The organism is Micromonospora sp. CB01531, from assembly GCF_001905095.1.
In the GTDB taxonomy this organism is placed as follows: Bacteria; Actinomycetota; Actinomycetes; order Mycobacteriales; family Micromonosporaceae; genus Micromonospora.
In genome coordinates, this window is sequence record NZ_LWLS01000035.1 from 130,028 (window position 1) to 152,041 (window position 22,014).

Sequence of the window (22,014 nt, forward strand, 5' to 3'; positions counted from 1 at the left end):
GCGCTGGTGGTACGTGGTGGGCGCGGCAGGTTTCGAACCTGCGACCCCTCGCTTGTAAGGCGAGTGCTCTCCCACTGAGCTACGCGCCCGGAACGCCCGTACGGCGGGCCGGAGTTCGGCAAGCTTACCTGCCGGCCTCCGACCCGGTCGACGGCGTACCTGGGTGGGATCAGGCGGCGACGGCCTCGGCCAGGGCCTTGCGCCAGCCCTGCTGGTCACGGGCCTCCCCCGGCATGTTCATCTCGGCGAACCGGACCACGCCGGCCTTGTCGATCACGAACGTGCCGCGGTTGGCGATGCCCGCGACGTCGTTGAAGACGCCGTACGCCTGAGCCACCGCGCCGTGCGGCCAGAAGTCGGCCAGCATCGGGAACTGGTAGCCCTCCCGGTCGGCCCAGATCTTGTGGCTGTAAACGGAGTCGACGCTGACGGTCAGCACCTGGACGTCGTCGTTGACGTACTCGTCGAGGTTGTCCCGCACCTCGCAGAGCTCACCCTGGCAGATGCCGGTGAAGGCGAGCGGGTAGAAGACCAGCAGCACTGTGCGCCTGCCACGGAAGTCGGAGAGCCGGACCTCCTGGTTGTTCTGGTCCTTGAGCACGAAGTCCGGCGCCTCGGCGCCAACCTCGATGGGCATGCGAGCTCCTTGGGTCGAGTCTGGAGATGGTCAGCCTGCCACACCCGGCGGCGCCGGCCGCCGGGTGTGTACGGTCGCCTACTTCTTGCCCTTGGACCCGCGTCGGAGCACGAGGCGGGCACCGCTCCAGTCCCGACCCGCGTTGATCGTGGAGGTCTGCTGGAGGCCGGCGGTCTGGGCGCTCTCGGCCACCTCGCTCGGCTCGACGTGACCGTCCCGGCCGGCCTTGGGCGTCAGGAGCCAGACCACGCCGTTGTCGGCCAGCGGCCCGAGGGCGTCGACGAGGAGCTCGAAGAGGTCACCATCGCCGTCGCGGTACCAGACGAGAACCGAGTCGACCACCTCGTCGGTGTCCTCGTCGACCAGATCCCCACAGCGGTCGGTCAGGGCGTCTCGGAGATCCTGGTCGACGTCGTCGTCGTAGCCGATCTCCATGACGACCATCCCCGGCTCGATCCCGAACCGGTCCGCCAGGCTGCGTACCCCGTCGGCGGCCTGACCAGCGGTCGCGCTCACTGTCGCGTGCCTCCTCATCTCATCCCTGCTCGCGGCGTCGTCCGACGCCGTTCCGCCCAGTCCACACAGTTGTGGCTCGCCGCGCAAGTGGCGCACCGGGTGGAACGGAATTTACCGTGCCAGCAGCGTACGGGCACCCTGGGTAATGGCTTCCGTAGAGACCAGAACCTGACGTGCTGCCGGACCCAATGGTACAAACGAGTCAAGTCCGGCAACTCGTCGCGCCGCACCTACGTATCCGCCGTCCACCAGGGCGGCGAGCACGCCCTCGCCCACCCCGCCCGACCGGCGCGTCTCGTCGACCACCAGCACCCGGCCGGTGGCCGACGCCTCCCGGACGATGTCCGCCACCGGCAGCGGGGCGAGCCACCGCAGGTCCACCACCCGGATCCCGACCCCCTCGTCGGCCAGGGCGGCCGCCGCCCGCAGCGACATCCGTACGCCGTTGCCGAAGGTGATGATCGTGATGTCCTCGGCGGAGCCGACCCCATACACCCGGGCCCGGCCGATCGGCACGTGCCCGGCGGCCCAGGCACCCGGCGGGGCGTACTCGGCCAGCCATTCGCCGTCGCCGTCGGCGTAGAGGTCGCGGGTGTGGTAGAGCGCGATCGGCTCCAGGAAGGCGCAGACGCTGCCGTCCACCGCCGCCGCGGCCAGGCAGGTCCGGAGCATGGGCGCGGCGTCGTCCGGCCGTGCCGGCACCGCGACCACCAGCCCCGGCACGTCCCGGAGTACGGCCACCGAGTTGTCGTTGTGGAAGTGCCCGCCGAACCCCTCCTGGTAGGCCAGCCCGGCCACCCGGACCACCAACGGGTTGCGGAACGCCCCCCGGGAGAAGAACCGCATGGTGGCCGCCTCGCCCCGCAGCTGGTCCTCGGCGTTGTGCAGGTACGCCAGGTACTGGATCTCCGGCACCGGCAGCATCCCGGCGACGCCGGCGCCCAGCCCGAGCCCGAGGATCGAGGTCTCGTCGAGCAGCGTGTCGAAGACCCGGGCCCCACCGAACCGGTCCCGCAGTCCCTTGGTCACCCCGTACACCCCGCCCTTGGCGGCGACGTCCTCGCCGAAGACGGCCATCCCCGGGTGGTCCAGCATCCCGTCGGCGAGCGCCGCGTTGATGCTCTGCGCGAGGGTGAGCGGTCCGGCCAACTCCGGCGGCCTGCCGCCGAACGCCTCGGCCCGGGCGCCCGCGTTCGGCCCGGCCGCCCGGTCCGCCGCGTCGGCCACCGCGCGGAAGATCCGTACCGGCCGACGCGGGGCCAGCTCCGCCACCACCTCGACCGGGGACGCCAACTTCGGCTCGTCGAGCACCTCCTCGGCGATCCGGCGGATCTGCCAGCCGCGCTCGTCGTACCGGGCCAGCAGTTCCTCGCTGGTGGCGTAGCCCGCCGCCACCAGCAGCCGGGCGGTGGCGAGCAGGGGGTCCCGCGCGACGTCCGCGGCGATCTCGGCCGGGCTGCGGTACGCGGTCTCCGCGTCGGCCCCGGCGTGCCCCATCAGCCGTACGGTGGTCAGATGCAGCACCGCCGGCCGCCGGTGCCGGCGCACCCAGGCCGCCGCCTCCCCCGCCACCCGGTACGCCTCGGCCGGATCGCTGCCGTCGGCGGCGAAGTAGCGGATCCCCGGCTTGGCGCGCAGCGTGGCGGCCACCCAGCCCTCCGGGGAGCGGACGCTGATGCCCAGCCCGTTGTCCTCGCAGACGAAGAGCACCGGGATGCGCAGTCCGGTGTGGTCGTACCAGCCGGCGGTGTTGAACGCGGCCGTCGCGGTGGCGTGGTTGACCGAGGCGTCGCCGAACGAGCAGACCACGATCGCGTCCGGCGGCCACGGCGAGCCGGTGGCGGCGTCCCCGCCGGCCTCGGCCGTCGTCCCCGGCACCCGCCGGCTGCCGACCCGGCGCAGCCGCTCGAGGGCGAGCCCCATGCCGACCGCCCGCGGGAGGTGGGACGCGATCGTCGAGGTGGTCGGGATGACCGCGAGGTCCGCCCGGCCGAACACCTTGTGCCGGCCCCCGGCGATCGGTTCCTGCGCCGAGGCGACCATCCCGCGCAGCACGTCCCGAGCAGCCTCCGCGTACGCGTCCGCAGGGTCCGGCGCGGGCAGCGCCGGCCGGGCGGCGGCCACGGCCACCCCGGCCTCGGCCAGCGCCGGGTGACGGTCCGGGTGGTCACCCGATCGGGTGGGTGGGCTGGTGGCCGGCTCCGGCCGGACGGCGACGGGCGGGGTCTCCGGCCGCTCGGCCGGCACGCCATCCGCGGTCGACGCCGCGGACGTCTCGGCGCCGCCGGCCGTGGACTCGGCGGAGTCGCCGCCCGGCGTCGCGAACGCGTTCCCGCCGGGCGCCGCATCCGGCGGTCCGGAGGGCAGGCTCTCGACGTCGCGTCGGGGATCGGGTATCCGCGCCGTGGCGGTGGCCCGCGCACCGGGTTCGGCGTCCTCGGGGTCGTCGTCGCCGGCCGGCTCGGCGTCGGCGGGGGCGACCGGGAAACCGCCCGCCGCCTGGGCGGCGCGCAGGCAGTAGAAGGCCCCGGACCGGTAGTGCAGCAGGGCGGGATCGGTCGGCCGCAGGGCGGCGGCCACCGCGGCGTTGCCCTCGTGGCCGGCCGAGCCGATGGTGTAGTAGCCCTCGCCGAAGCTGCGCAGCCACCGCCCGGCGAGGTCGAGCAGGCGGCTGGTCAGCTGGGCGTCGAAGAGGGCCAGCGCCTGCGCTCCGGTCAACGACGCGCCGTCGGGCAGCGGTTCACCCAGGTCACGCCGCTGGGCGGGCGCCTCGAGCGCGGCCAGGGCCGCCCGGAACCGGTCGTCGAGATCTTGCGGGGTGGTCACGTCGGACAGCATTACCGACGAAGGGTCAGGTCGCCCACCCGGACACGTTCCGCCTACCGCGGATCAGGCCTCGCCGCACTGCTCCGGGCAGCCGCCGTCGGACACCTTCCAGACCAGCTCACGCAGGGTGGCCAACTCCTCGGTGCTGAGCCCGCCGAGGAGTCGGGAGTCCGACATCACCTGACGCACCCGGTCCCGGACGCGCCGGCCGGCCTCGGTCACCACCAGCGTCTTCTGCCGCCGGTCGGCCGGGTCGACCCGGCGCTCCACCAGCCCGGCCTGCTCCAGCTTGTCGACCAGCGCGGTGACGTTGGACCGGTCGCAGCGCAACTGCTCGGCCAGGTCCCGGCCGGGCAGCGGCCGGTCGGGGTCGAGCTCGTGCAGGGCCCGGGCGGCGGCCGGAGTGAGCCCCAGCGCGGCGATCTCCTCGTCCTGGTAGTGCCGGATCGCCGAGGCGATGTGCAAGATCCGGCGCACGGTGTCCCCGGCCAGGCCGGAGCGGTCGGCCGCGACCGGGCCGGCGGTGGAGACAAAGGGTTGCGCCATACCTCACATCGTACTTGCCAACCAATGGTTGACCTGCTCAACTGTTGACGAGCTCACGCAAATGCGTCGAGCATCGTCACTGGAGGCGCACCATGTCCGAATTCTCCGTCCTGGCCCTCTCCGGCAGCCTGCGCGAGGCGTCGTTCAACTCCGCTCTCATCCGGGCGGCGCAGCGACTCGCGCCGGCGGGCATGACCATCGAGCGGTACCGCGACCTCGGCGCCGTCCCGCCCTTCAACGAGGACGTCGAGCCGGCGCCGCCGGCCGCCGTGGTGGACCTGCGGGAGCGGATCGCCGCCGCGGACGCCCTGCTCATCGCCACTCCGGAGTACAACTACGGGGTTCCCGGCGTACTCAAGAACGCCCTCGACTGGGCCTCCCGGCCGAGCTTCCCGATCACCTCGTGGGTCTCCCGCTCGCCCACAAGCCGATCGCCATCGTCGGCGCCGCCCCGACCGGGATGGGCACCGTCCGGGCGCAGCTCCAGCTCCGCCAGCTCTTCCTCTGGACCGACTCCGCCGTGGTCACCAAGCCGGAGATCATCGTGACCAACGCCCACGAGAAGCTCGGCCAGGACGGCACGGTCAAGGACGAGACGACCGAAACCCTCCTCCGCACCCTCCTCGACGCCCTGGCCACCAAGATCCGCGTCACCGACCTGGCGGCCACCGCCGCCTGACGTCGACTCGGCGAGGGCGCAGATTCCGGGGAGGAGTGGCCGTTCCGCGCGGGATGGCCACTCCGTCCGGGAAAGGGGGGCCCACCGAGAGGGGGCGCGGCGGTGGCGTCGCGCGGCCGGTCAGCCAGGGAGGAAGGAGAAGCGGACCTTGCGGGTGGGGTTGTCGCCGTTGGTGTCGACCAGGCAGAGGGACTGCCAGGTGCCCAGCGCCAGCCGCCCACCCAGCACGGGCAGCGTCGCGTACGGGGGGACGAAGGCGGGCAGCACGTGGTCCCGGCCGTGCCCGCGCGAGCCGTGCCGGTGCCGCCAGCGGTCGTCGGTGGGGAGCAGGTCATCGAGCGCGCGCAGCAGGTCGTCGTCGGAGCCGGAGCCCGTCTCGATGAGGGCGAGCCCGGCGGTGGCGTGCGGCACGAACACGTGCAGCAGGCCGTCGCCCTGCCCGGAGACGAACTGCTCGGCCTCGGCGGTGATGTCCCGGACGGCCGGCCGGGACCCGGTCTGGACGCTGATCTCCTCACTACGCATAGGGCGCATTCTGCCGCAGCCGGCCAGAGCGCGCCGCGAACCGGGCGCGGCGGCGGACGCGGTGCTAGCGCATCCCTGGATCGCGCTAAGTTACCGGCGGGTACGTGTGTTCAGCGTCGCGTCTGGGGCAGGGAGACGTGACGGCATGCGCCACGAGGGGGCAGGATGGCGCTAGAGACCTATCCCACACAGAACCGAGGGAACGCCTGTGGCTACGGAACGCAAGCGCCCGGTGATCACCGCTGGTCTGCCGAGCCAGCTTCCGGACATCGACCCTGAAGAGACCAGCGAATGGGTCGAGTCGCTCGACGGTGTCATCGACGAGCGCGGGACAAAGCGCGCCCGCTACGTCATGCTGCGCCTGCTGGAGCGGGCCCGCGAGCGCCAGGTCGGAGTGCCGTCCCTGACCACCACCGACTACATCAACACCATCCCGCCGGAGCGCGAGCCGTGGTTCCCGGGTGACGAGCACATCGAGCGGCGGATCCGGGCGTACATCCGGTGGAACGCCGCCATGCTGGTGCACCGGGCGCAGCGCCCCGAGATCGGCGTGGGCGGCCACATCTCCACCTTCGCCAGCTCGGCGTCGCTCTATGAGGTCGGCTTCAACCACTTCTTCCGGGGCAAGGACCATCCGGGCGGCGGCGACCACATCTTCTACCAGGGCCACGCCTCCCCCGGCATGTACGCGCGGGCCTTCATGGAGGGCCGGCTCAGCGAGGACCAGCTCGACGGCTTCCGCCAGGAGCTGTCGCACCCGGGCGGTGGGCTGCCGTCGTACCCGCACCCGCGGCTGATGCCGGACTTCTGGGAGTTCCCCACCGTCTCGATGGGCCTCGGGCCGATCAACGCGGTCTACCAGGCGCGGTTCAACCGCTACCTGCACCACCGGGGCATCAAGGACACCTCGCAGCAGCACGTCTGGGCGTTCCTCGGCGACGGTGAGATGGACGAGGTGGAGTCGCTCGGCGCGATCGGCGTGGCCGCCCGCGAGGAGCTGGACAACCTCACCTTCGTGATCAACTGCAACCTGCAGCGGCTGGACGGCCCGGTCCGGGGCAACGGCAAGGTCATGCAGGAGCTGGAGGCGTTCTTCCGGGGCGCCGGCTGGAACGTGATCAAGGTGGTCTGGGGCCGGGAGTGGGACCCGCTGCTCGCGGCGGACACCGACGGCGCCCTGGTCAACCTGATGAACACCACGCCCGACGGCGACTACCAGACCTACAAGGCGGAGTCCGGGGCGTACGTCCGGGAGCACTTCTTCGGCCGCGACCCGCGCACCCGCAAGATGGTCGAGCACCTCAGCGACGACGAGATCTGGAACCTCAAGCGGGGTGGCCACGACTACCACAAGCTCTACGCGGCCTACAAGGCGGCGATGGAGCACACCGGCCAGCCGACGGTGATCCTGGCCAAGACCATCAAGGGCTGGACGCTCGGTTCGCACTTCGAGGCCCGCAACGCCACCCACCAGATGAAGAAGCTGACGCTGGAGGACTTGAAGCTCTTCCGCGACCGGCTCTACCTGGACATCCCGGACAAGCAGCTGGAGGAGAACCCGTACCTCCCGCCGTACTACCACCCGGGTGAGAAGTCCGAGGAGATCGAGTACCTGCACGAGCGCCGGAAGCAGCTCGGCGGCTACCTACCGACCCGGCGTACCACCGGCAAGGTCCTCCAGATCCCGGGCAGCGAGCGCTTCTCCGACGTCAAGCGGGGCTCGGGCAAGCAGAAGGTGGCCACCACCATGGCCTTCGTCCGCCTGCTCAAGGACGTGATGAAGGACAAGGAGTTCGGCAAGCGGTGGGTGCCGATCATCCCGGACGAGGCGCGCACCTTCGGCATGGACTCGCTCTTCCCGACCGCGAAGATCTACTCGCCGCACGGCCAGCGGTACACCTCGGTGGACCGGGACCTGTTCCTGTCCTACAAGGAGGCCATCGGCGGCCAGATCCTGCACGAGGGGATCAACGAGGCCGGCTCGGTCGCCTCGTTCACCGCGGCCGGCAGCTCGTACGCCACCCACGGCGAGCCGATGATCCCGATGTACATCTTCTACTCGATGTTCGGGTTCCAGCGGACCGCCGACGGGCTGTGGGCCGCGGCCGACCAGATGGCGCGGGGCTTCCTGCTCGGCGCGACCGCCGGCCGGACCACGCTCAACGGTGAGGGCCTCCAGCACGAGGACGGTCACTCGCTGCTGATCGCCGCCACCAACCCGGCGGTGGTCGCCTACGACCCGGCGTTCGCGTACGAGATCGCGCACATCATGGAGAACGGCCTGCACCGGATGTACGGCGAGGCGCAGGAGAACATCTTCTACTACCTCACCATCTACAACGAGCCGATCTTCCAGCCGGCCGAGCCGCAGGGCGTGGACGTCGAGGGCATCCTCAAGGGCATCTACCGCTACTCCCCCGCGCCGCAGGTCGGCGCGGACGCGCCGAAGGCGAACGTCCTCGCCTCCGGCACCGGCATGCAGTGGGCGCTCAAGGCGCAGCAGCTGCTCGCCGAGGACTGGGGCGTGGCCGCCGACGTCTGGTCGGTGACCTCCTGGACCGAACTGCGCCGGGACGCGGTGGAGTGCGAGGAGCACAACCTGCTCAACCCGGGCGCCGAGCAGCGGGTGCCGTACATCCAGCGGAAGCTGGCCGACGCCGAGGGGCCGAAGGTCGCGGTCAGCGACTGGATGCGCGCGGTACCGGACCTGATCGCCCGCTGGGTACCCGGCGACTACACCTCGCTCGGCACCGACGGCTTCGGCATGTCGGACACCCGGCACGCGCTGCGCCGCCACTTCCACGTGGACGCCGAGTCGGTGACCGTCGCGACGCTGCGCCAGCTCGCCCTCCGCGGCGCGGTGCCGGCCCACGTGCCGGCCGAGGCCGCCCGGAAGTACGCGCTGGAGGACGTCAACGCCGCCCCGGTCGGCGAGACCGGCGGCGACAGCTGACCCATCCGGTACGAAGGGCCCGGCGCACCCGCGCCGGGCCCTTCGTCGTCTCTGGTGGTGCTCCCGGCCGCCGGTGACGTGCACGATCGAGGATGTAGTGGCCTCGGCGTGGCCTGGATGCCACTGGATCCAGGACGCAGCACGACCCTGGGCGGCGGTCGCCGCCTCGGCGCCGGAACCGAGCGCCGACCGACCGGCGGCACAGTGGCCGATGGTCCGGCGTCCCTGGCGGGGACGCCGGACCATCACCATCGCGGGCGACGCCGGGACCGGCTGGGTCAGCCGACGGCGGCCAGGTCGGTCAGCCGGGCCAGCGAGTCCTCCAGGTCGGCGCCGACCCGACGCAGGCCGAGCCGGAGCAGGGCGGCCTTGACCGGCCCGGCGGGCCACCGTACGACGATGAGCCGTACGACCGTCCCGCCCTCCTCCTCGTCCGGGGTCAGCTGCACGTAGATCTCGGTGCGCGCCTCGGCCCGGGCGCCGGCGCCCCTGGCCCGTTCGCGCCACCCGATCAGGGTCGGCTCCTGGTAGGCGATCACCTCGGCCTCGTGCGCCGCGCCGCGCCCGGCCTGGACCAGTTGTCGCCGGCCGAAGCCCTCCCCCGAGAGGACCTCGGCCGCGCGGACCCCCGCCAGCCAGGCCGGCAACTGCTCGGCCCGCTGCACGACGCCCCAGACCGCTTCCACCGGCGCCATCACGTGCGCACTGCGTTCCACGAGGATCATGTCGTCTTCCCCCACTAAGGACATCCGCGATATTACGCACTGTATGCGCAAAAACGGACTTACCCGGACGGGTTCGGAAAAGACACGCCGAAAACCCTTGCACCAGCCGGCCTCCCCGACCTATGGCGCATCACCGGTCCGCGTCCTAGAGTCCCGAACACGATTCGCGTTTCCGGGAGGGCGAATGACGACCGCGCCGATGCCCGACTTCCCCAGCGGTTTCCGATGGGGAGTGTCCACCTCCGCGTACCAGATCGAGGGCGCGGCCGGCGCCGACGGCCGGGGACCGTCCATCTGGGACACCTTCGCCCACTCGCCGGGCCGGATCGTCGACGGCAGCACCGGCGACGAGGCCTGCGACCACTACCACCGGTACGCCGAGGACGTCGCCCTGCTCGCCGGGCTCGGGGTGTCCGCCTACCGGTTCTCCATCGCCTGGCCCCGGGTGCAGCCCACCGGCACGGGCGCGGCCAACCCGGCCGGGCTGGGCTTCTACGAGCGGCTGGTGGACGGGCTGCTCGACCGGGGCGTGGACCCGGTGGCCACCCTCTTCCACTGGGACCTGCCGCAGGCCCTGGAGGACGCCGGCGGCTGGCTCAACCGCGGCACCGCCGACCGCTTCGCCGAGTACGCCGACCTGGTCGCCGCCCGCCTCGGCGATCGGGTGAAGCTCTGGATCACCCTCAACGAGCCGTTCATCCACATGAGCCTCGGGCACGGCATGGGCGTGCACGCCCCCGGCCGGATGCTGCTCTTCGACGCCTTTCCGGTGGCCCACCACCAGCTCCTCGGGCACGGCCTCGCGGTCGCCGCGCTGCGCGCCCGCAGCACCAGCCCGGTCGCCATCGCGAACAACTACTCCCCCGTGCGGCTGGCCGGGGACACCGACGCCGACCGGGCCGCCGGGGTGGCGTACGACGCGCTGCACAACCGACTCTTCACCGACCCGCTGCTCGGCCAGGGTTATCCGGAGGTGCCAGGCCTCGACTCCGCGCTGATCCGCGCCGGGGACCTCGACGTGATCGCCGCCCCGGTCGACGTGCTCGGGGTGAACTACTACAACCCGACCAGCATCCGGGCCGCCGAGGAGGGCTCGCCGCTGCCGTTCGAGATCGTGCCGCTGACCGGCTACCCCCGGACCGCGTTCGACTGGCCGGTGGCCCCGGACGGGCTCCGCGACCTGCTGCTCCAGCTCCGCGACCGGTACGGGGACCGGCTGCCGCCGATCCAGGTCACCGAGAGCGGCTGCGCGTACGACGACGGGCCGGACGCCGACGGCCGGGTGCACGACCCGGAACGGATCGCGTACCTGGCCGGGCACGTGCGGGCGGTCCGCGAGGCGATCGACGCCGGGGTCGAGGTGACCGGGTACTTCGTCTGGTCGCTGCTGGACAACTGGGAGTGGGCGGAGGGCTTCACCAAGCGGTTCGGCCTGGTGCACGTCGACTACGCCACCCAACGGCGTACCCCGAAGTCCTCGTACGCCTGGTTCCGCGACCAGGTCGTGCGGCCGTGACCACGGTCGACCCGACGCCGGCGGCACTGCCGGCGGCGCTGGCCGAGCCGACCGTGCCGGTGCGGCGGGGCTGGATCGCGCTGATCTTCGCGGCCAATCTCGGCGTCTGGATGGCCTTCTTCACCCCGATCCAGGTGCTGCTGCCGCAGCAGGTGGAGCGGATCGCGCCGGGCGACAAGGAGGCCATGCTCGCGGTGGTCACCGGACTCGGCGCGCTCGCCGCGGTGCTGGCCAACCCGCTCGCCGGGGCGCTGTCCGACCGGACCGTGCTCCGGCTGGCGGGCCGGCACTTCGGTCGGCGGCACGTGTGGACCGCGTCCGGCGCGGTGGTCGGCGCGCTCGCCCTGGTGCTGCTAGCCCGGCAGGACAGCATCGCCGGGGTGGCGATCGGCTGGGTGGCCGCGCAGGTGTGCTTCAACGCGATGCTGGCCAGCCTCACCGCCGCCATCCCGGACCGGGTGCCGGTCGCCCAGCGCGGCGGCGTCTCCGGCTGGGTGGGCATCCCGCAGGCGCTCGGCCTGGTGCTCGGGGCGGTGCTGGTCACCGCCGTGGTCACCGGCAACGCCGCCGGGTACGCGGCCGTCGCGCTCGCCGTGCTGCTGCTGTCGCTGCCGTTCGCGCTGCTCACCGAGGACGACCCGCTGCCCCGGGAGCACCGCCCGGCGCTGCGGTTGCGCGGGCTGCTCGCCTCGATGTGGATCAGCCCGCGCCGGCACCCCGACTTCGCCTGGGCCTGGTTCACCCGGTTCCTGGTCCAGACCGGCAACGCGCTGGGCACGCTCTACCTGCTGTACTTCCTCGCCGACGGGGTGCGCGTGCCCGACCCCGAGGGCGCGCTGCTGGTGCTGATCCTGCTCTACACGCTCGGCATGATGCTGACCGCGGTGGTGGCCGGGCGGCTGTCGGACCGGTCCGGCCGGCGCAAGGTCTTCGTGATCGTCTCCGGGCTGATCATGGCGGTGGCGGCCCTGCTGCTGGCCGTGGCGCCGGTCTGGCCGATGGCGGTCACCGCCGCGCTGCTGCTCGGCGCCGGCTACGGCGTCTACCTGGCGGTGGACGCGGCGCTGATCACCCAGGTGCTGCCGGCCGCCACCGACCGGGCCAAGGACCTCGGAGTGATCAACATCGCCAACTCCGCGCCGCAGGTGCTCGGCCCGGCCCTCTCCGCCCCGATCGTCGTCCACCTGGGCGGCTACCCCACCCTGTACGCGGTCACCGCGGCGGTCACCCTGCTCGGCAGCGCCCTGGTGCTGAAGATCAGATCGGTACCCTGACCGCCCCCTCGCTCAAATCGGCTCGCCGGCCGCCGTAGGCTGGGGACGTGACGGTACGTGTACGCTTCGCCCCTTCCCCGACCGGTATGTTCCACGTCGGCGGCGCCCGCTCGGCCCTGCAGAACTGGATCTACGCCAAGCAGCAGGGCGGGGTGTTCGTGCTCCGCATCGAGGACACCGACGCGGCCCGCAACAAGCCCGAGTGGACCGAGGGCATCCTGTCGGCGCTCGACTGGATCGGCATCGAGCGGGGCAGCTACGAGGGCCCGTACTTCCAGTCGTCGTACGCCGGTGAGCACCGCGCCGCGGCACAGCGGCTGTACGAGAGCGGCCGGGCGTACTACTGCGACTGCACCCGCGAGGACGTGCAGGCGCGCACCGGCTCCCAGTACGCCGGGTACGACGGCTTCTGCCGGGACCGCGGGCTCGGGCCCGGCGCGGGGCGGGCCCTGCGCTTCCGTACCCCGGACGAGGGCGAGACCGTGGTGGTCGACCTGATCCGCGGCGAGCCGACCTTCGAGAACAAGCTGATCGAGGACTTCGTCATCGCCCGCGGGGACGGCTCGCCGGTCTTCCTGCTCGCCAACGTGGTCGACGACATGACCATGGGGATCACCCACGTGATCCGGGCCGAGGAGCACCTGCCCAACACCCCGAAGCAGCAGCTGCTCTGGGACGCCCTCGGGGTCAAGCCGCCGGTCTGGGCGCACGTGCCCGTGGTGGTGAACGAGAAGCGGCAGAAGCTGTCCAAGCGGCGGGACAAGGTCGCCCTGGAGGCGTACCGGGACGAGGGCTACCTCGCCGAGGCGATGCGCAACTACCTGATGCTGCTCGGCTGGGCTCCCTCCGGCGACCGGGAGATCGTGCCCTGGTCGGTGATCGAGGAGGAGTTCCGGCTGGATGAGGTGAACCCCTCCCCGGCGTTCTTCGACGAGAAGAAGCTGCGCGCGTTCAACGGCGAGTACATCCGCGCGCTGCCGGTGGAGGACTTCATCGGCGCCTGCCAGCCGTGGCTGACCGGCACCGGAACCATCGCCCCGCCCCCATGGCAGCCGGAGGAGTTCGACCCGGCCGCGTTCGCCGCGGTGGCGCCGCTGGCGCAGACCCGGATCGCGGTGCTCAGCGAGATCGTGCCGAACGTCGACTTCCTCTTCCTGGCCGACCCGCTGATCGACGAGGCGGCCTGGGCGAAGGCGATGAAGGAGGGCGCGGCCGCGCTGCTGGAGGCGGCGATCGCCGCGTTCGAGGCGCTGGAGTCCTGGGACGCCGAGTCGCTGAAGTCCACGCTGGAGGCGGTCGGCGCGGAGCGGGGCCTGAAGCTGGGCAAGGCGCAGGCGCCGGTCCGAGTGGCGATCACCGGCCGTACGGTCGGCCTGCCGCTCTTCGAGTCCCTCGAGGTGCTGGGCCGCGACCGCGCCCTGACCCGGCTGCGCGCCGCCCGGGTGCGCCTGGTCTGACCTCGCATCGCGAAGGGGCCCGCCGGTCGTCCGGCGGGCCCCTTCGTCGTACGGCGGTGGAGAGCTGCCGGGCGGCTCAGCGGCGGGCGGAGCGCCGACGCAGCAGCAGCCCGCCGCCCAGCGCGACCAGCGCCACCACCGCCGCGAGCGCCCACCACAGGCCGGTACCGCCGCCGTCGTCGGAACGCGACGAAACCGGGGCGGGGTTCGCCGAGGTCGCCTCGGCCACCGGGGTCGGGGGCGCCAGGGTGGTCGGCGACGCGCTGGCCGAGGGGGTGGCCGGGGCCACGCCGGTGGTCAGGGTGAAGCTGACCTGCCCCTTGATCGGGTGCCCGTCGGTCGAGCCGACCTGGTAGGCGACCGTGTAGACGCCGGCCGGCCCGGGGGTGAACGGCACGCTCACCCGCTTGCCGGAGAAGGTCGGATCGCCGCCGGAGGCGGGGGCGTCATCCGGCCCGGTCACTGTGATCTTCGTCGTGCCTGGCGACAGGGTGGCCAGGAAGCGGAGCTCGATCCGCTTCGGCGCGGTCGCCACCTGGGCCCCGTTTTTCGGATCGCTGCCGGTCAACGAGTTGTGCGCGGCGGCGGGGCTGGCCGGCAGCAGCACGGCTCCCACCGCCACCCCGAGAACCACCAGCCAGGTACGCGCCGCACGGGCAATCGTGCCCCCCATGAGCCCCTCCGTCCGGGTACTATCCGGCCGCTGATCAACGGCCGCTCACATTAGTCGGCCGCAGATCGCAGATAGTTCCAAATACTCTTCCAGCAGCTGCAACCGAATGACGTTCTGCGGAGTCTTTGAGGTGGGCACCGGTTCTCGCCGGGCGACCACCACCGTCGGCCGATACAACGTGACCTGCAGCGGAAGCCAGCCATCGAACGGGGCGAGGAGGCGGCGATGATCCGGAGGGTGTCGCGACTGCTGGTGGCCGTGACCGGCGCGGTGCTCGCGACCACGTGCACGCTGCTCCTGAGCGGCCCGCCGGCGGCCCGGGCGGCCGGGCCCGGGCCCAAGCTCGCACCGGCCGGGGTGGACATCACCGGCGACCAACTGGACCAGCCGCTGCAGCTGCGCGCCGACACCCAACCCGCCCAGGTGAACGCCGTCATCGACCAGGTGAGCTGGCTGGCCCGGACCGGGCAGCAGCGCGGCCCGGCCGCGCAGGACCTCGGTCCGAAGTACACCGTCGTGGTGCTGACCGCCGGAGTGCCGGTGAAGACCTACGACCTCTACCCGCTCGCCAAGGGCGGGCCCCGGATCTACCGGCCGGCCAAGCAGCCCGACCTGAGCAAGGCCCGGGCCGGCTGGTTCTTCGGCCGGCTGAACATGTCCGAGACGCTGCGCTCCGTCGGTGTGCCGCTGGAGCGGCAGTTCGACACGCTCAGCGGCGGCCTCGGCGGCGGCGAGCGGGTCCTGCCGGAGGACACGCTGAACCCGGTGCAGGACATCGACGCGGCGATGACCGAACTCCAGCGACTGCTGCTGCTCAACGTCGGGGTGGTGGTGGTCATCACCGCCGGGCTCGCCGGGATCGCGCTGCTGGTCCGCCGCCGCACCCGCTGAGCCGGTCGCCCCGGCGGCGCCGGCGTGTCAGACCTCCAGCACCACCTTGCCCCGAACGTGCCCCGCCGCCACCAGCCGCTGCGCCTCGGCGGCCTCGGCCAGCGGGAAGGTCCGGGCCACGTGCACGGTGAGCCGGTCGGCGTCGACCAGCCCGGCCAGCACACTCAGGTCCGCGGTGGACGGCTTCACGAAGAGGTAGCTGCCGCCGAGCCGGGTGACATGCTCCGGGTCGGCGGTGGAGACCAGCCGGGCCGGCCGGGCGAGCAGCTCGGCCGAGACGTCCAGCGCCTCGCCGCCGAAGAGGTCCAGCGCCACGTCCACCCCGTCGGGCGCGACCGCGCGGATCCGGTCCAGCAGGCCGGCGCCGTAGCTGACCGGTTCGGCGCCCAACGACCGGACGAAGTCGTGGTTGGCCTCGCTGGTCGTGCCGATCACCTTGCCGGCGCCGAGCGCCCGGGCCAGCTGCACCGCCAGGTGCCCCACCCCGCCGGACGCGCCGTGCACCAGGACCGTGTCGTTGGCGCCCGTCCGGGCCAGCTGCAACGCCTGGTACGCGGTCAGCCCGGCCAGCGGCAGGCCACCCGCCTCCGGCCAGGACGCCTGGACCGGCTTGTCGGCGAGGCACCGTTCCGGGGCGGGCACCAGCTCCGCGTACGTGCCGTGCTGGACGTCGTCGCGGCGGACGTACCCGATCACCTCGTCGCCCACCGCGAAACCGGTCACCGCCGGGCCGACCGCCTCGACCACCCCGGCCGCGTCCCAGCCGGGCACCAGCGGGAAGTGCGCCGGCATGCCGCCGGCCAGGTGGCCCTCGCGGACCTTCCAGTCGACCGGGTTCACCCCGGCGACGCGCACCCGGACCAGGACCGTGTCCGGCCCGACCGGCGGGGTGGGCAGCTCGCGCAGGGTGAGCTGGTCCGCCGAGCCGTACGCGTCGATCGCAATCGCCTTCACGCTGCCCACGCTAGTGCTGAACGATCGCCGGGCTTGCCGGGCGGCGAAATTGTCGTAGCGGTGGCCGTCGGCTCTGCCGGCCCACGCCGGCCGGAGCCCGGTGCGCGAGAGGTAACTCCTGAACCGCTACGACGCCATGCCGTCACCCGTGAACCGGCGGCCGGCCCCGGCAAGGCGAGTCGGCAAGCGGTCAGCACCAGCGGCGCGGTGGCCGCTCCCGGCGGACCGTACGGTTGCGGGGCCGCACCGCGCCGTGCTGGTGCGCCCCAGCCCAGCCGGGCAGGTCGCTGCAGCAGCCCTGGCTCGGCACCGGCTCGGGCAGGGCCGGCAACACCGGCTCGGCGGCCCGCTGCCGTGGCGCGGACGGGTCGTCGTCCCCGCGCTCCGGCCCCCAGCCGGCGGGCGTCTCCGCCGGATGGGTCAGGCCGGCCCGGCGCGGGTGCTTGGCGGACACCGGCTGGTCGTGGGGCCCCGGCCGGCAGGGCTCACCCTGGGCGCAGCCGTTTTCGGCCTCCCCGTGCGCCATCCCGGTCTCCTCACGTTCGCCATCGCCCGCCCGGCGGTCACCCCGGGCGTGCCCTGACACGGTACTGGCCGGGCCCGACGGACTGAACAGCGCGTACCCGTGGAGATCCGCTGCGACCGGGATCGGCCGGAGCGGGCGGCGTCCAGGCCGGGGCGGTGGCCACGGGATGCCGCCCAGTTCCAGGCCGGCCAGCACCTCGGTGCCGGGCGGGGCCGACCGGGCCAGCCCGGCCGCCGCCCACCCTCGATGTGCCGGCCCTGGTCAGGGCATGTCAGGCTGGACCGGTGAGCGAACCGGGCGGCACCGAACTGCCGGCCACGCTGCGCCGGATCGAACGGGCGGCGGGGGCCCTGGCCACCGTCAGCGTGGCCCGGATGGACGAGGCGCTGCCCTGGTTCCGGGAACTGCCGGCGGACCAGCGGTCCTGGGTCATGCTGGTCGCCCAGGCCGGCGTCCGGTCACTGGTGCAGTGGCTGCGCCAGGGCGGCGGCGCGACCGACAGCACCCAGGAGGTGTCGGACGAGGTCTTCGCCGCCGCACCCCAGGCCCTGGCCCGCTCGATCAGCCTCCAACAGACCGTCGCGCTGATCAAGGTGACCATCGAGGTGGTCGAGGAGCAGGTGGCGCACCTGGCCGCCGAGGGCGAGGAGCAGCCGCTGCGGGAGGCGGTGCTGCGCTTCTCCCGCGAGATCGCCTTCGCCGCCGCCCGGGTGTACGCCCGCGCCGCCGAGTCGCGCGGCTCCTGGGACGCCCGGCTGCAGGCGTTGCTGGTGGACGCGCTGCTGCGCGGCGACTCGCCGGACGTGCTGGCCAGCCGGGCGGCGGCGCTGGGCTGGACGGACGCGCCCCCGGTGGCGGTGGCGGTCGGGCGCTCCCCCGGCGGCGAGGTGGCCGCCGTGCTGCACACCGTCTACCGGCAGGCCCGCCGGATCGGGGTCGAGGTGATCGGCGGCGTGCACGGCGACCGGCTGGTCATCGTGCTCGGCGGGGCGGCGGACCCGGTGACGGCGACGGAGAAGCTGCTGACCGCGTTCGGGGAGGGGCCGGTGGTGGTGGGTCCGGCCGTACCCAGCCTGGACGAGGCGACGGACTCGGCGCGGGCCGCGCTGGCCGGGTTCCGCGCGGCGCCGGCCTGGCCGACCGCCCCCTGCCCGGTGGCCGCCGCCGACCTGCTGCCCGAGCGGGCCCTGGCGGGTGACGCCGAGGCCCGCCGCCGGCTGCGCCACGACGTGTACGCGGCGCTGGTCCGCGCCGGGGGTGAACTGCTGGAGACCCTGGACGCCTTCTTCGCCGCCGGCGGCACGTTGGAGAGCGCCGCCCGGGCGCTCTTCGTGCACCCCAACACGGTGCGTTACCGGCTCAAGCGGGTCGCCGAGGTGACCGGCTTCTCGCCGTTCGCGCCGCGGGACGCGTTCGCCCTGCAGGTGGCGCTGACCGTGGGGCGGCTCGACCCGGTCGTCCCGGCCGTCGCACCGGTCCCGAGCCAGACATTGGCCCCAGGCACCCGGAAAGCAGCACAGACTGGTGATGATCGTCGCCGATTTTTGTAGGGTTCCTCCAACGCTCCTAGTGCGGTTTGGTGCCGTGCGTTACAGCGCGACCCGCGAGTATCCGTCAGAGTCGTAGACGTGCTCGCCGTTCTCTCACCCGGACAGGGTTCCCAGAAACCCGGCTTCCTGACTCCCTGGCTCGACCTGCCCGGCGCCGAGGCGCGCCTGCGCTGGTGGTCCGCGCTGGCGGGAGTCGATCTGGTGCACCTCGGTACCCAGGCGGACGCGGACGAGATCAAGGACACCGCCCGCACGCAGCCGCTGCTCGTCGCGGCCGCGCTGCTCGCCGCGGAGCACCTGCCGATGTACGACGTCGCGCTGGTCGCCGGCCACAGCGTGGGCGAGCTGAGCGCCGCCGCCCTGGCCGGGGTGCTGCCCGCCGAGGCGGCCGTCACCCTCGCCGGCGTACGCGGCCGGGAGATGGCCGCCGCCTGCGCGCTGGAGCCCACCGGAATGGCCGCCGTGCTCGGCGGCGACCCGGACGAGGTGCTCGCCGCCATCGAGGCGCACGGGCTGCACCCGGCCAACCGCAACGGCACCGGCCAGGTCGTCGCCGCGGGCGCGGTGGCCGGCCTGGAGAAGCTGGCCGCCGAGCCGCCGGCGAAGGCCCGGGTCATCCGGCTCCAGGTCGCCGGCGCGTTCCACACCCCGTACATGGCCCCGGCCGAGGCCGCCCTGGCCACCGTGGCCGGCGGCATCGTGCCGGGCGACCCGGCCCGGATCCTGCTCTCCAACCGGGACGGCGCCGCCGTCAACCACGGCCGGGAGATGGTGCAGCGGCTGGTCCGGCAGGTCACCGCCCCGGTCCGCTGGGACCTGTGCATGCGGACCCTGGCCGACCTCGGGGTCACCGGCGTGATCGAGCTGCCGCCGGCCGGCACCCTGGCCGGCCTGGTCAAGCGCGAGCTCAAAGGCGAGGGGGCGCCCGAGATCGTCACCCTGAACACCCCCGCCGACCTGCCCGCCGCGCGGGACCTGATCGCCCGGCACAGCGGCCTGAGCGGCCACGAGCCGGCGATCCAGTTCCGGGTGGTGGTCTCCCCCGCCGCCGGGACCTTCGAGCCGCTGACCGGCCTGGCCGAGGGCACCGACCTGCGCGCCGGCCAGGTCATCGGCCACGTCGCCACCCGGCAGGGGCCGGTCGAGGTAACCGCGCACCACAGCGGGCTGCTCACCGAGTGGCTCGCCCACCACAACGACCCGGTCGCCCCGGGCCAGCCCCTCGCCCGCATCGGAGGACAGGCATGACCGGCAGCAGGATCGTCGCGATGGGGCACTACCAGCCCGCCCGCGTGGTGACCAACGACGACATCGCGCAGTTGGTCGACACCAACGACGAGTGGATCCGGGACCGCGTCGGCATCGTCACCCGGCGGATCGCCGGTGACGAGACGGTGGCCGACATGGCCACGGCCGCGGCCGGCAAGGCACTGGCCAACTCCGGCCTCAGCGCCGCCGACATCGACCTCGTCGTGGTCGCCACCTGCACCTCGATCGACCGCAGCCCGAACGTGGCCTGCCGGGTCGCCGCGAAGCTGGGCATCGCCGCCCCGGCCGCGTTCGACGTCAACACCGCCTGCTCGGGCTTCGCGTACGCGCTGGGCACGGCCGACCACGCGATCCGGGCCGGGGCGGCGCGCAACGCCCTCGTCATCGGCGCGGAGAAGCTCTCCGACTTCACCGACTGGACCGACCGCTCGACCTGCATCATCTTCGGCGACGGCGCCGGGGCCGCGGTGGTCACCGCGACCGCCGAGGGCGAGCCGGCCGGGGTCGGGCCGGTGGTCTGGGGCTCGGTGCCGGAGAAGAGCGACGCGGTCCGGATCGAGGGCTGGCGGCCGTACATCGCGCAGGAGGGGCAGGCGGTGTTCCGCTGGGCCACCACCGCGCTGGCCCCGCTCGCGCTGCAGGCCTGCGAGAAGGCCGGGGTCGCCCCGTCCGAGCTGGCCGCGTTCGTGCCGCACCAGGCCAACGGCCGGATCATCGACGGCATCGCCAAGCGGCTGAACATCCCCGACGCGGTCATCGCCAAGGACATCGTCGAGTCCGGCAACACCTCGGCGGCAAGCGTCCCGCTGGCCCTGTCCAAGCTGGTCGAGCGGCGTGAGGTGCCGGCGGGTGCGCCGGTGCTGCTGTTCGGCTTCGGCGGCGGTCTGACCTACGCCGGTCAGGTCGTCCGCTGCCCCTGAAGACCCCCTCCGGCGAGCGCGCCGCGAGGAGTGACGACCGGCGTCGCCGGCCGTCGAGTGAACCCCCGATGAGAGGAACCAACCGCAATGACCCGTGACGAGATCACCGCCGGCCTCGCCGAGATCCTCGAAGAGGTTGCCGGGGTGAACCCGGACGACGTGGCCGAGGGGAAGTCCTTCACCGACGACCTCGACGTCGACTCGCTCTCCATGGTGGAGGTCGTGGTGGCGGCCGAGGAGAAGTTCGGCGTCAAGATCCCGGACAACGAGGTGCAGAACCTCAAGACCGTCGGGGACGCCGTCAGCTACATCGAGGCGCAGTCCTGATCATGAGTCGCCCCGACGTCGTCGTCACCGGGCTCGGCGCGACGACCCCGCTCGGCGGGGACGTCGCGTCGACCTGGGACGCCATGCTCGCCGGCCGCTCCGGGGTGAGTCCGCTCACCCAGGAGTGGGCGGCGCAACTGCCGGTCCGGATCGCGGCCCAGCTCGCCGTGGAGCCCAGCGAGGTGCTGGATCGGGTCAAGCTGCGCCGGCTGGACCGGTCCGAGGCGATCGCCCTCATCGCGGCCCAGCAGGCCTGGGCCGACGCCGGGCTGGCCGACGCCGGGCCCGACCCGGAGCGGCTGGCGGTCAGCATCGGCTCCGGCATCGGTGGGGCCACCACCCTGCTCGCCCAGGACGACATCCTGGAGGCGTCCGGCCCGCGGCGGGTCTCCCCGCACACCGTGCCGATGCTGATGCCGAACGGCCCGGCCGCCTGGGTCGGGCTGGAGGTGGGTGCCAAGGCCGGGGTGCACTCGGTGGCCAGCGCGTGCGCGACCGGCGCGGAGGCGATCGCGCTCGGCCTGGACATCATCCGCTCCGGCCGGGCCGACGTGGTGGTGGCGGGCGGCACCGAGGCGGTCATCCACCCGCTGCCGATCGCCGGGTTCGCCTCGATGCGGGCCATGTCGACCCGCAACGACGAGCCGGAGAAGGCCTCCCGGCCGTGGGACAAGGGTCGCGACGGCTTCGTGCTCGGCGAGGGCGCGGGCGTGGTGGTCCTGGAGCGCGCCGACCACGCCGCCGCCCGCGGCGCCCGGGTGTACGCCCGGCTCGCCGGCGCCGGCATCACCTCGGACGCGTACGACATCGTGCAGCCGCACGCCGAGGGCGAGGGCGCGATCCGCGCAATCGGGAAGGCGATCGCGGACTCGGACGTCGCCAAGATGGATATCGTGCACGTCAACGCGCACGCCACCTCCACCCCGGTGGGCGACATGCTGGAGATCGGCGCGCTGCGCACGGCGCTGGGCGACCATCCCGTGCTGTCGGCCACCAAGTCGATGACCGGGCACCTGCTCGGCGCGGCCGGGGCGCTGGAGTCCATCGCCACCATCCTGGCCATCCGCGACGGGGTCGTGCCGCCGACGATCAACCTCGACGACCCGGACGACGGCCTCACCCTGGAGGTGGCCGCCCACAAGGCACGGCACATGGAGATCCCCGCCGCGCTGAACAACGCGTTCGGTTTCGGCGGACACAACGTGGCTCTCGTCTTCACGCGGGCCTGACCCCTCTGCCAGGGAGGCACC

Annotated in this window: 20 protein-coding genes, 1 tRNA gene and 1 pseudogene; 12 read left to right on the forward strand and 10 right to left on the reverse strand. The window is 73.2% G+C overall.

Going from position 1 to position 22,014, the window contains the following annotated elements; translation table 11 throughout:
• Positions 1–14: 14 nt before the first annotated feature.
• The 5 genes and pseudogenes from A6A27_RS07065 to A6A27_RS07085 form a co-directional block, all read right to left on the reverse strand.
• Positions 15–89, reverse strand: a tRNA-Val gene (locus A6A27_RS07065).
• A gap of 80 nt (positions 90–169) precedes the next feature.
• Positions 170–637 carry a peroxiredoxin gene (locus A6A27_RS07070; protein WP_073833723.1) on the reverse strand — a complete coding sequence of 156 codons (468 nt, stop codon included), beginning with the start codon at positions 635–637 and terminating at the stop codon, positions 170–172.
• Between the two features lie 78 nt (positions 638–715).
• The gene (locus A6A27_RS07075) at positions 716–1,153 is read right to left on the reverse strand and encodes a DUF3052 domain-containing protein (RefSeq protein WP_073833724.1); all 438 of its coding nucleotides are present in this window, start codon (positions 1,151–1,153) and stop codon (positions 716–718) included.
• A 111-nt stretch (positions 1,154–1,264) separates the two neighbouring features.
• Positions 1,265–3,730: pseudogene (locus A6A27_RS07080) on the reverse strand (thiamine pyrophosphate-dependent enzyme); the annotation flags it as partial.
• A gap of 312 nt (positions 3,731–4,042) precedes the next feature.
• Positions 4,043–4,525, reverse strand: coding sequence for a MarR family winged helix-turn-helix transcriptional regulator (locus tag A6A27_RS07085; protein WP_073833726.1), 483 nt, complete (start codon positions 4,523–4,525; stop codon positions 4,043–4,045).
• A gap of 92 nt (positions 4,526–4,617) precedes the next feature.
• On the opposite strand from A6A27_RS07085, the gene A6A27_RS07090 reads away from it, so the two are divergent.
• On the forward strand, positions 4,618–5,073 hold the full coding sequence (locus A6A27_RS07090; RefSeq protein WP_198940216.1) for an NADPH-dependent FMN reductase: 456 nt from the start codon (positions 4,618–4,620) through the stop codon (positions 5,071–5,073).
• Positions 4,986–5,204 (forward strand): hypothetical protein, encoded by a 219-nt coding sequence (locus A6A27_RS47385; RefSeq protein ID WP_443189953.1) that lies wholly within the window; start codon positions 4,986–4,988, stop codon positions 5,202–5,204. Before A6A27_RS07090 ends, A6A27_RS47385 begins: the two co-directional genes overlap by 88 nt.
• A 120-nt stretch (positions 5,205–5,324) precedes the next feature.
• Here the strand turns inward: A6A27_RS47385 and A6A27_RS07095 are convergent, their stop codons facing one another.
• Positions 5,325–5,729: a YjbQ family protein gene (locus tag A6A27_RS07095; RefSeq protein ID WP_073833727.1), complete on the reverse strand. Its 405-nt coding sequence runs from the start codon at positions 5,727–5,729 to the stop codon at positions 5,325–5,327.
• A gap of 208 nt (positions 5,730–5,937) precedes the next feature.
• On the opposite strand from A6A27_RS07095, the gene aceE reads away from it, so the two are divergent.
• The gene (aceE, locus tag A6A27_RS07100; protein WP_073833728.1) at positions 5,938–8,682 is read left to right on the forward strand and encodes a pyruvate dehydrogenase (acetyl-transferring), homodimeric type; all 2,745 of its coding nucleotides are present in this window, start codon (positions 5,938–5,940) and stop codon (positions 8,680–8,682) included.
• A gap of 278 nt (positions 8,683–8,960) precedes the next feature.
• Here aceE and A6A27_RS07105 read toward each other — a convergent pair whose 3' ends face one another.
• Positions 8,961–9,407 (reverse strand): SRPBCC family protein, encoded by a 447-nt coding sequence (locus tag A6A27_RS07105; protein WP_073833776.1) that lies wholly within the window; start codon positions 9,405–9,407, stop codon positions 8,961–8,963.
• A gap of 184 nt (positions 9,408–9,591) precedes the next feature.
• Between A6A27_RS07105 and A6A27_RS07110 the strand changes: the two genes are divergently transcribed.
• From A6A27_RS07110 to gltX, 3 genes are read left to right on the forward strand one after another with little or no spacing between them, the layout of a single operon-like run.
• On the forward strand, positions 9,592–10,923 hold the full coding sequence (locus tag A6A27_RS07110; RefSeq protein ID WP_073833729.1) for a GH1 family beta-glucosidase: 1,332 nt from the start codon (positions 9,592–9,594) through the stop codon (positions 10,921–10,923).
• Positions 10,920–12,197, forward strand: coding sequence for an MFS transporter (locus A6A27_RS07115; protein WP_073833730.1), 1,278 nt, complete (start codon positions 10,920–10,922; stop codon positions 12,195–12,197). Before A6A27_RS07110 ends, A6A27_RS07115 begins: the two co-directional genes overlap by 4 nt.
• A gap of 47 nt (positions 12,198–12,244) precedes the next feature.
• Positions 12,245–13,654 carry a glutamate--tRNA ligase gene (gltX, locus tag A6A27_RS07120; RefSeq protein ID WP_073833731.1) on the forward strand — a complete coding sequence of 470 codons (1,410 nt, stop codon included), beginning with the start codon at positions 12,245–12,247 and terminating at the stop codon, positions 13,652–13,654.
• A gap of 76 nt (positions 13,655–13,730) precedes the next feature.
• Here the strand turns inward: gltX and A6A27_RS07125 are convergent, their stop codons facing one another.
• Positions 13,731–14,327 carry a copper resistance CopC family protein gene (locus A6A27_RS07125; RefSeq protein WP_073833732.1) on the reverse strand — a complete coding sequence of 199 codons (597 nt, stop codon included), beginning with the start codon at positions 14,325–14,327 and terminating at the stop codon, positions 13,731–13,733.
• 225 nt (positions 14,328–14,552) lie between these two features.
• Here A6A27_RS07125 and A6A27_RS07130 point away from each other — a divergent pair, with 225 nt between their 5' ends.
• Positions 14,553–15,218, forward strand: coding sequence for a hypothetical protein (locus A6A27_RS07130; RefSeq protein WP_073833733.1), 666 nt, complete (start codon positions 14,553–14,555; stop codon positions 15,216–15,218).
• Positions 15,219–15,245: 27 nt separating this feature from the next.
• Here A6A27_RS07130 and A6A27_RS07135 read toward each other — a convergent pair whose 3' ends face one another.
• Positions 15,246–16,172, reverse strand: a complete 927-nt coding sequence (locus A6A27_RS07135; RefSeq protein WP_073833777.1) for an NADP-dependent oxidoreductase — start codon at positions 16,170–16,172, stop codon at positions 15,246–15,248.
• A gap of 190 nt (positions 16,173–16,362) precedes the next feature.
• A complete protein-coding gene (locus tag A6A27_RS07140; RefSeq protein ID WP_073833778.1) occupies positions 16,363–16,698 on the reverse strand; it encodes a hypothetical protein in 336 nt (111 codons plus the stop codon).
• Between the two features lie 284 nt (positions 16,699–16,982).
• On the opposite strand from A6A27_RS07140, the gene A6A27_RS07145 reads away from it, so the two are divergent.
• The 5 genes from A6A27_RS07145 to fabF all read left to right on the forward strand — a co-directional run bounded on the left by A6A27_RS07145 (position 16,983) and on the right by fabF (position 21,993).
• Positions 16,983–18,248: a PucR family transcriptional regulator gene (locus A6A27_RS07145; RefSeq protein ID WP_073833734.1), complete on the forward strand. Its 1,266-nt coding sequence runs from the start codon at positions 16,983–16,985 to the stop codon at positions 18,246–18,248.
• 78 nt (positions 18,249–18,326) lie between these two features.
• Positions 18,327–19,496, forward strand: coding sequence for an acyltransferase domain-containing protein (locus A6A27_RS07150; RefSeq protein WP_073833735.1), 1,170 nt, complete (start codon positions 18,327–18,329; stop codon positions 19,494–19,496).
• Complete coding sequence (locus A6A27_RS07155; RefSeq protein WP_073833736.1) at positions 19,493–20,437, forward strand: beta-ketoacyl-ACP synthase III; 945 nt, start codon at positions 19,493–19,495, stop codon at positions 20,435–20,437. Before A6A27_RS07150 ends, A6A27_RS07155 begins: the two co-directional genes overlap by 4 nt.
• A gap of 87 nt (positions 20,438–20,524) precedes the next feature.
• Positions 20,525–20,764 (forward strand): acyl carrier protein, encoded by a 240-nt coding sequence (locus A6A27_RS07160; protein WP_007072348.1) that lies wholly within the window; start codon positions 20,525–20,527, stop codon positions 20,762–20,764.
• Positions 20,765–20,766: 2 nt separating this feature from the next.
• Complete coding sequence (gene fabF, locus A6A27_RS07165) at positions 20,767–21,993, forward strand: beta-ketoacyl-ACP synthase II (RefSeq protein WP_073833737.1); 1,227 nt, start codon at positions 20,767–20,769, stop codon at positions 21,991–21,993.
• Positions 21,994–22,014: the final 21 nt, after the last annotated feature.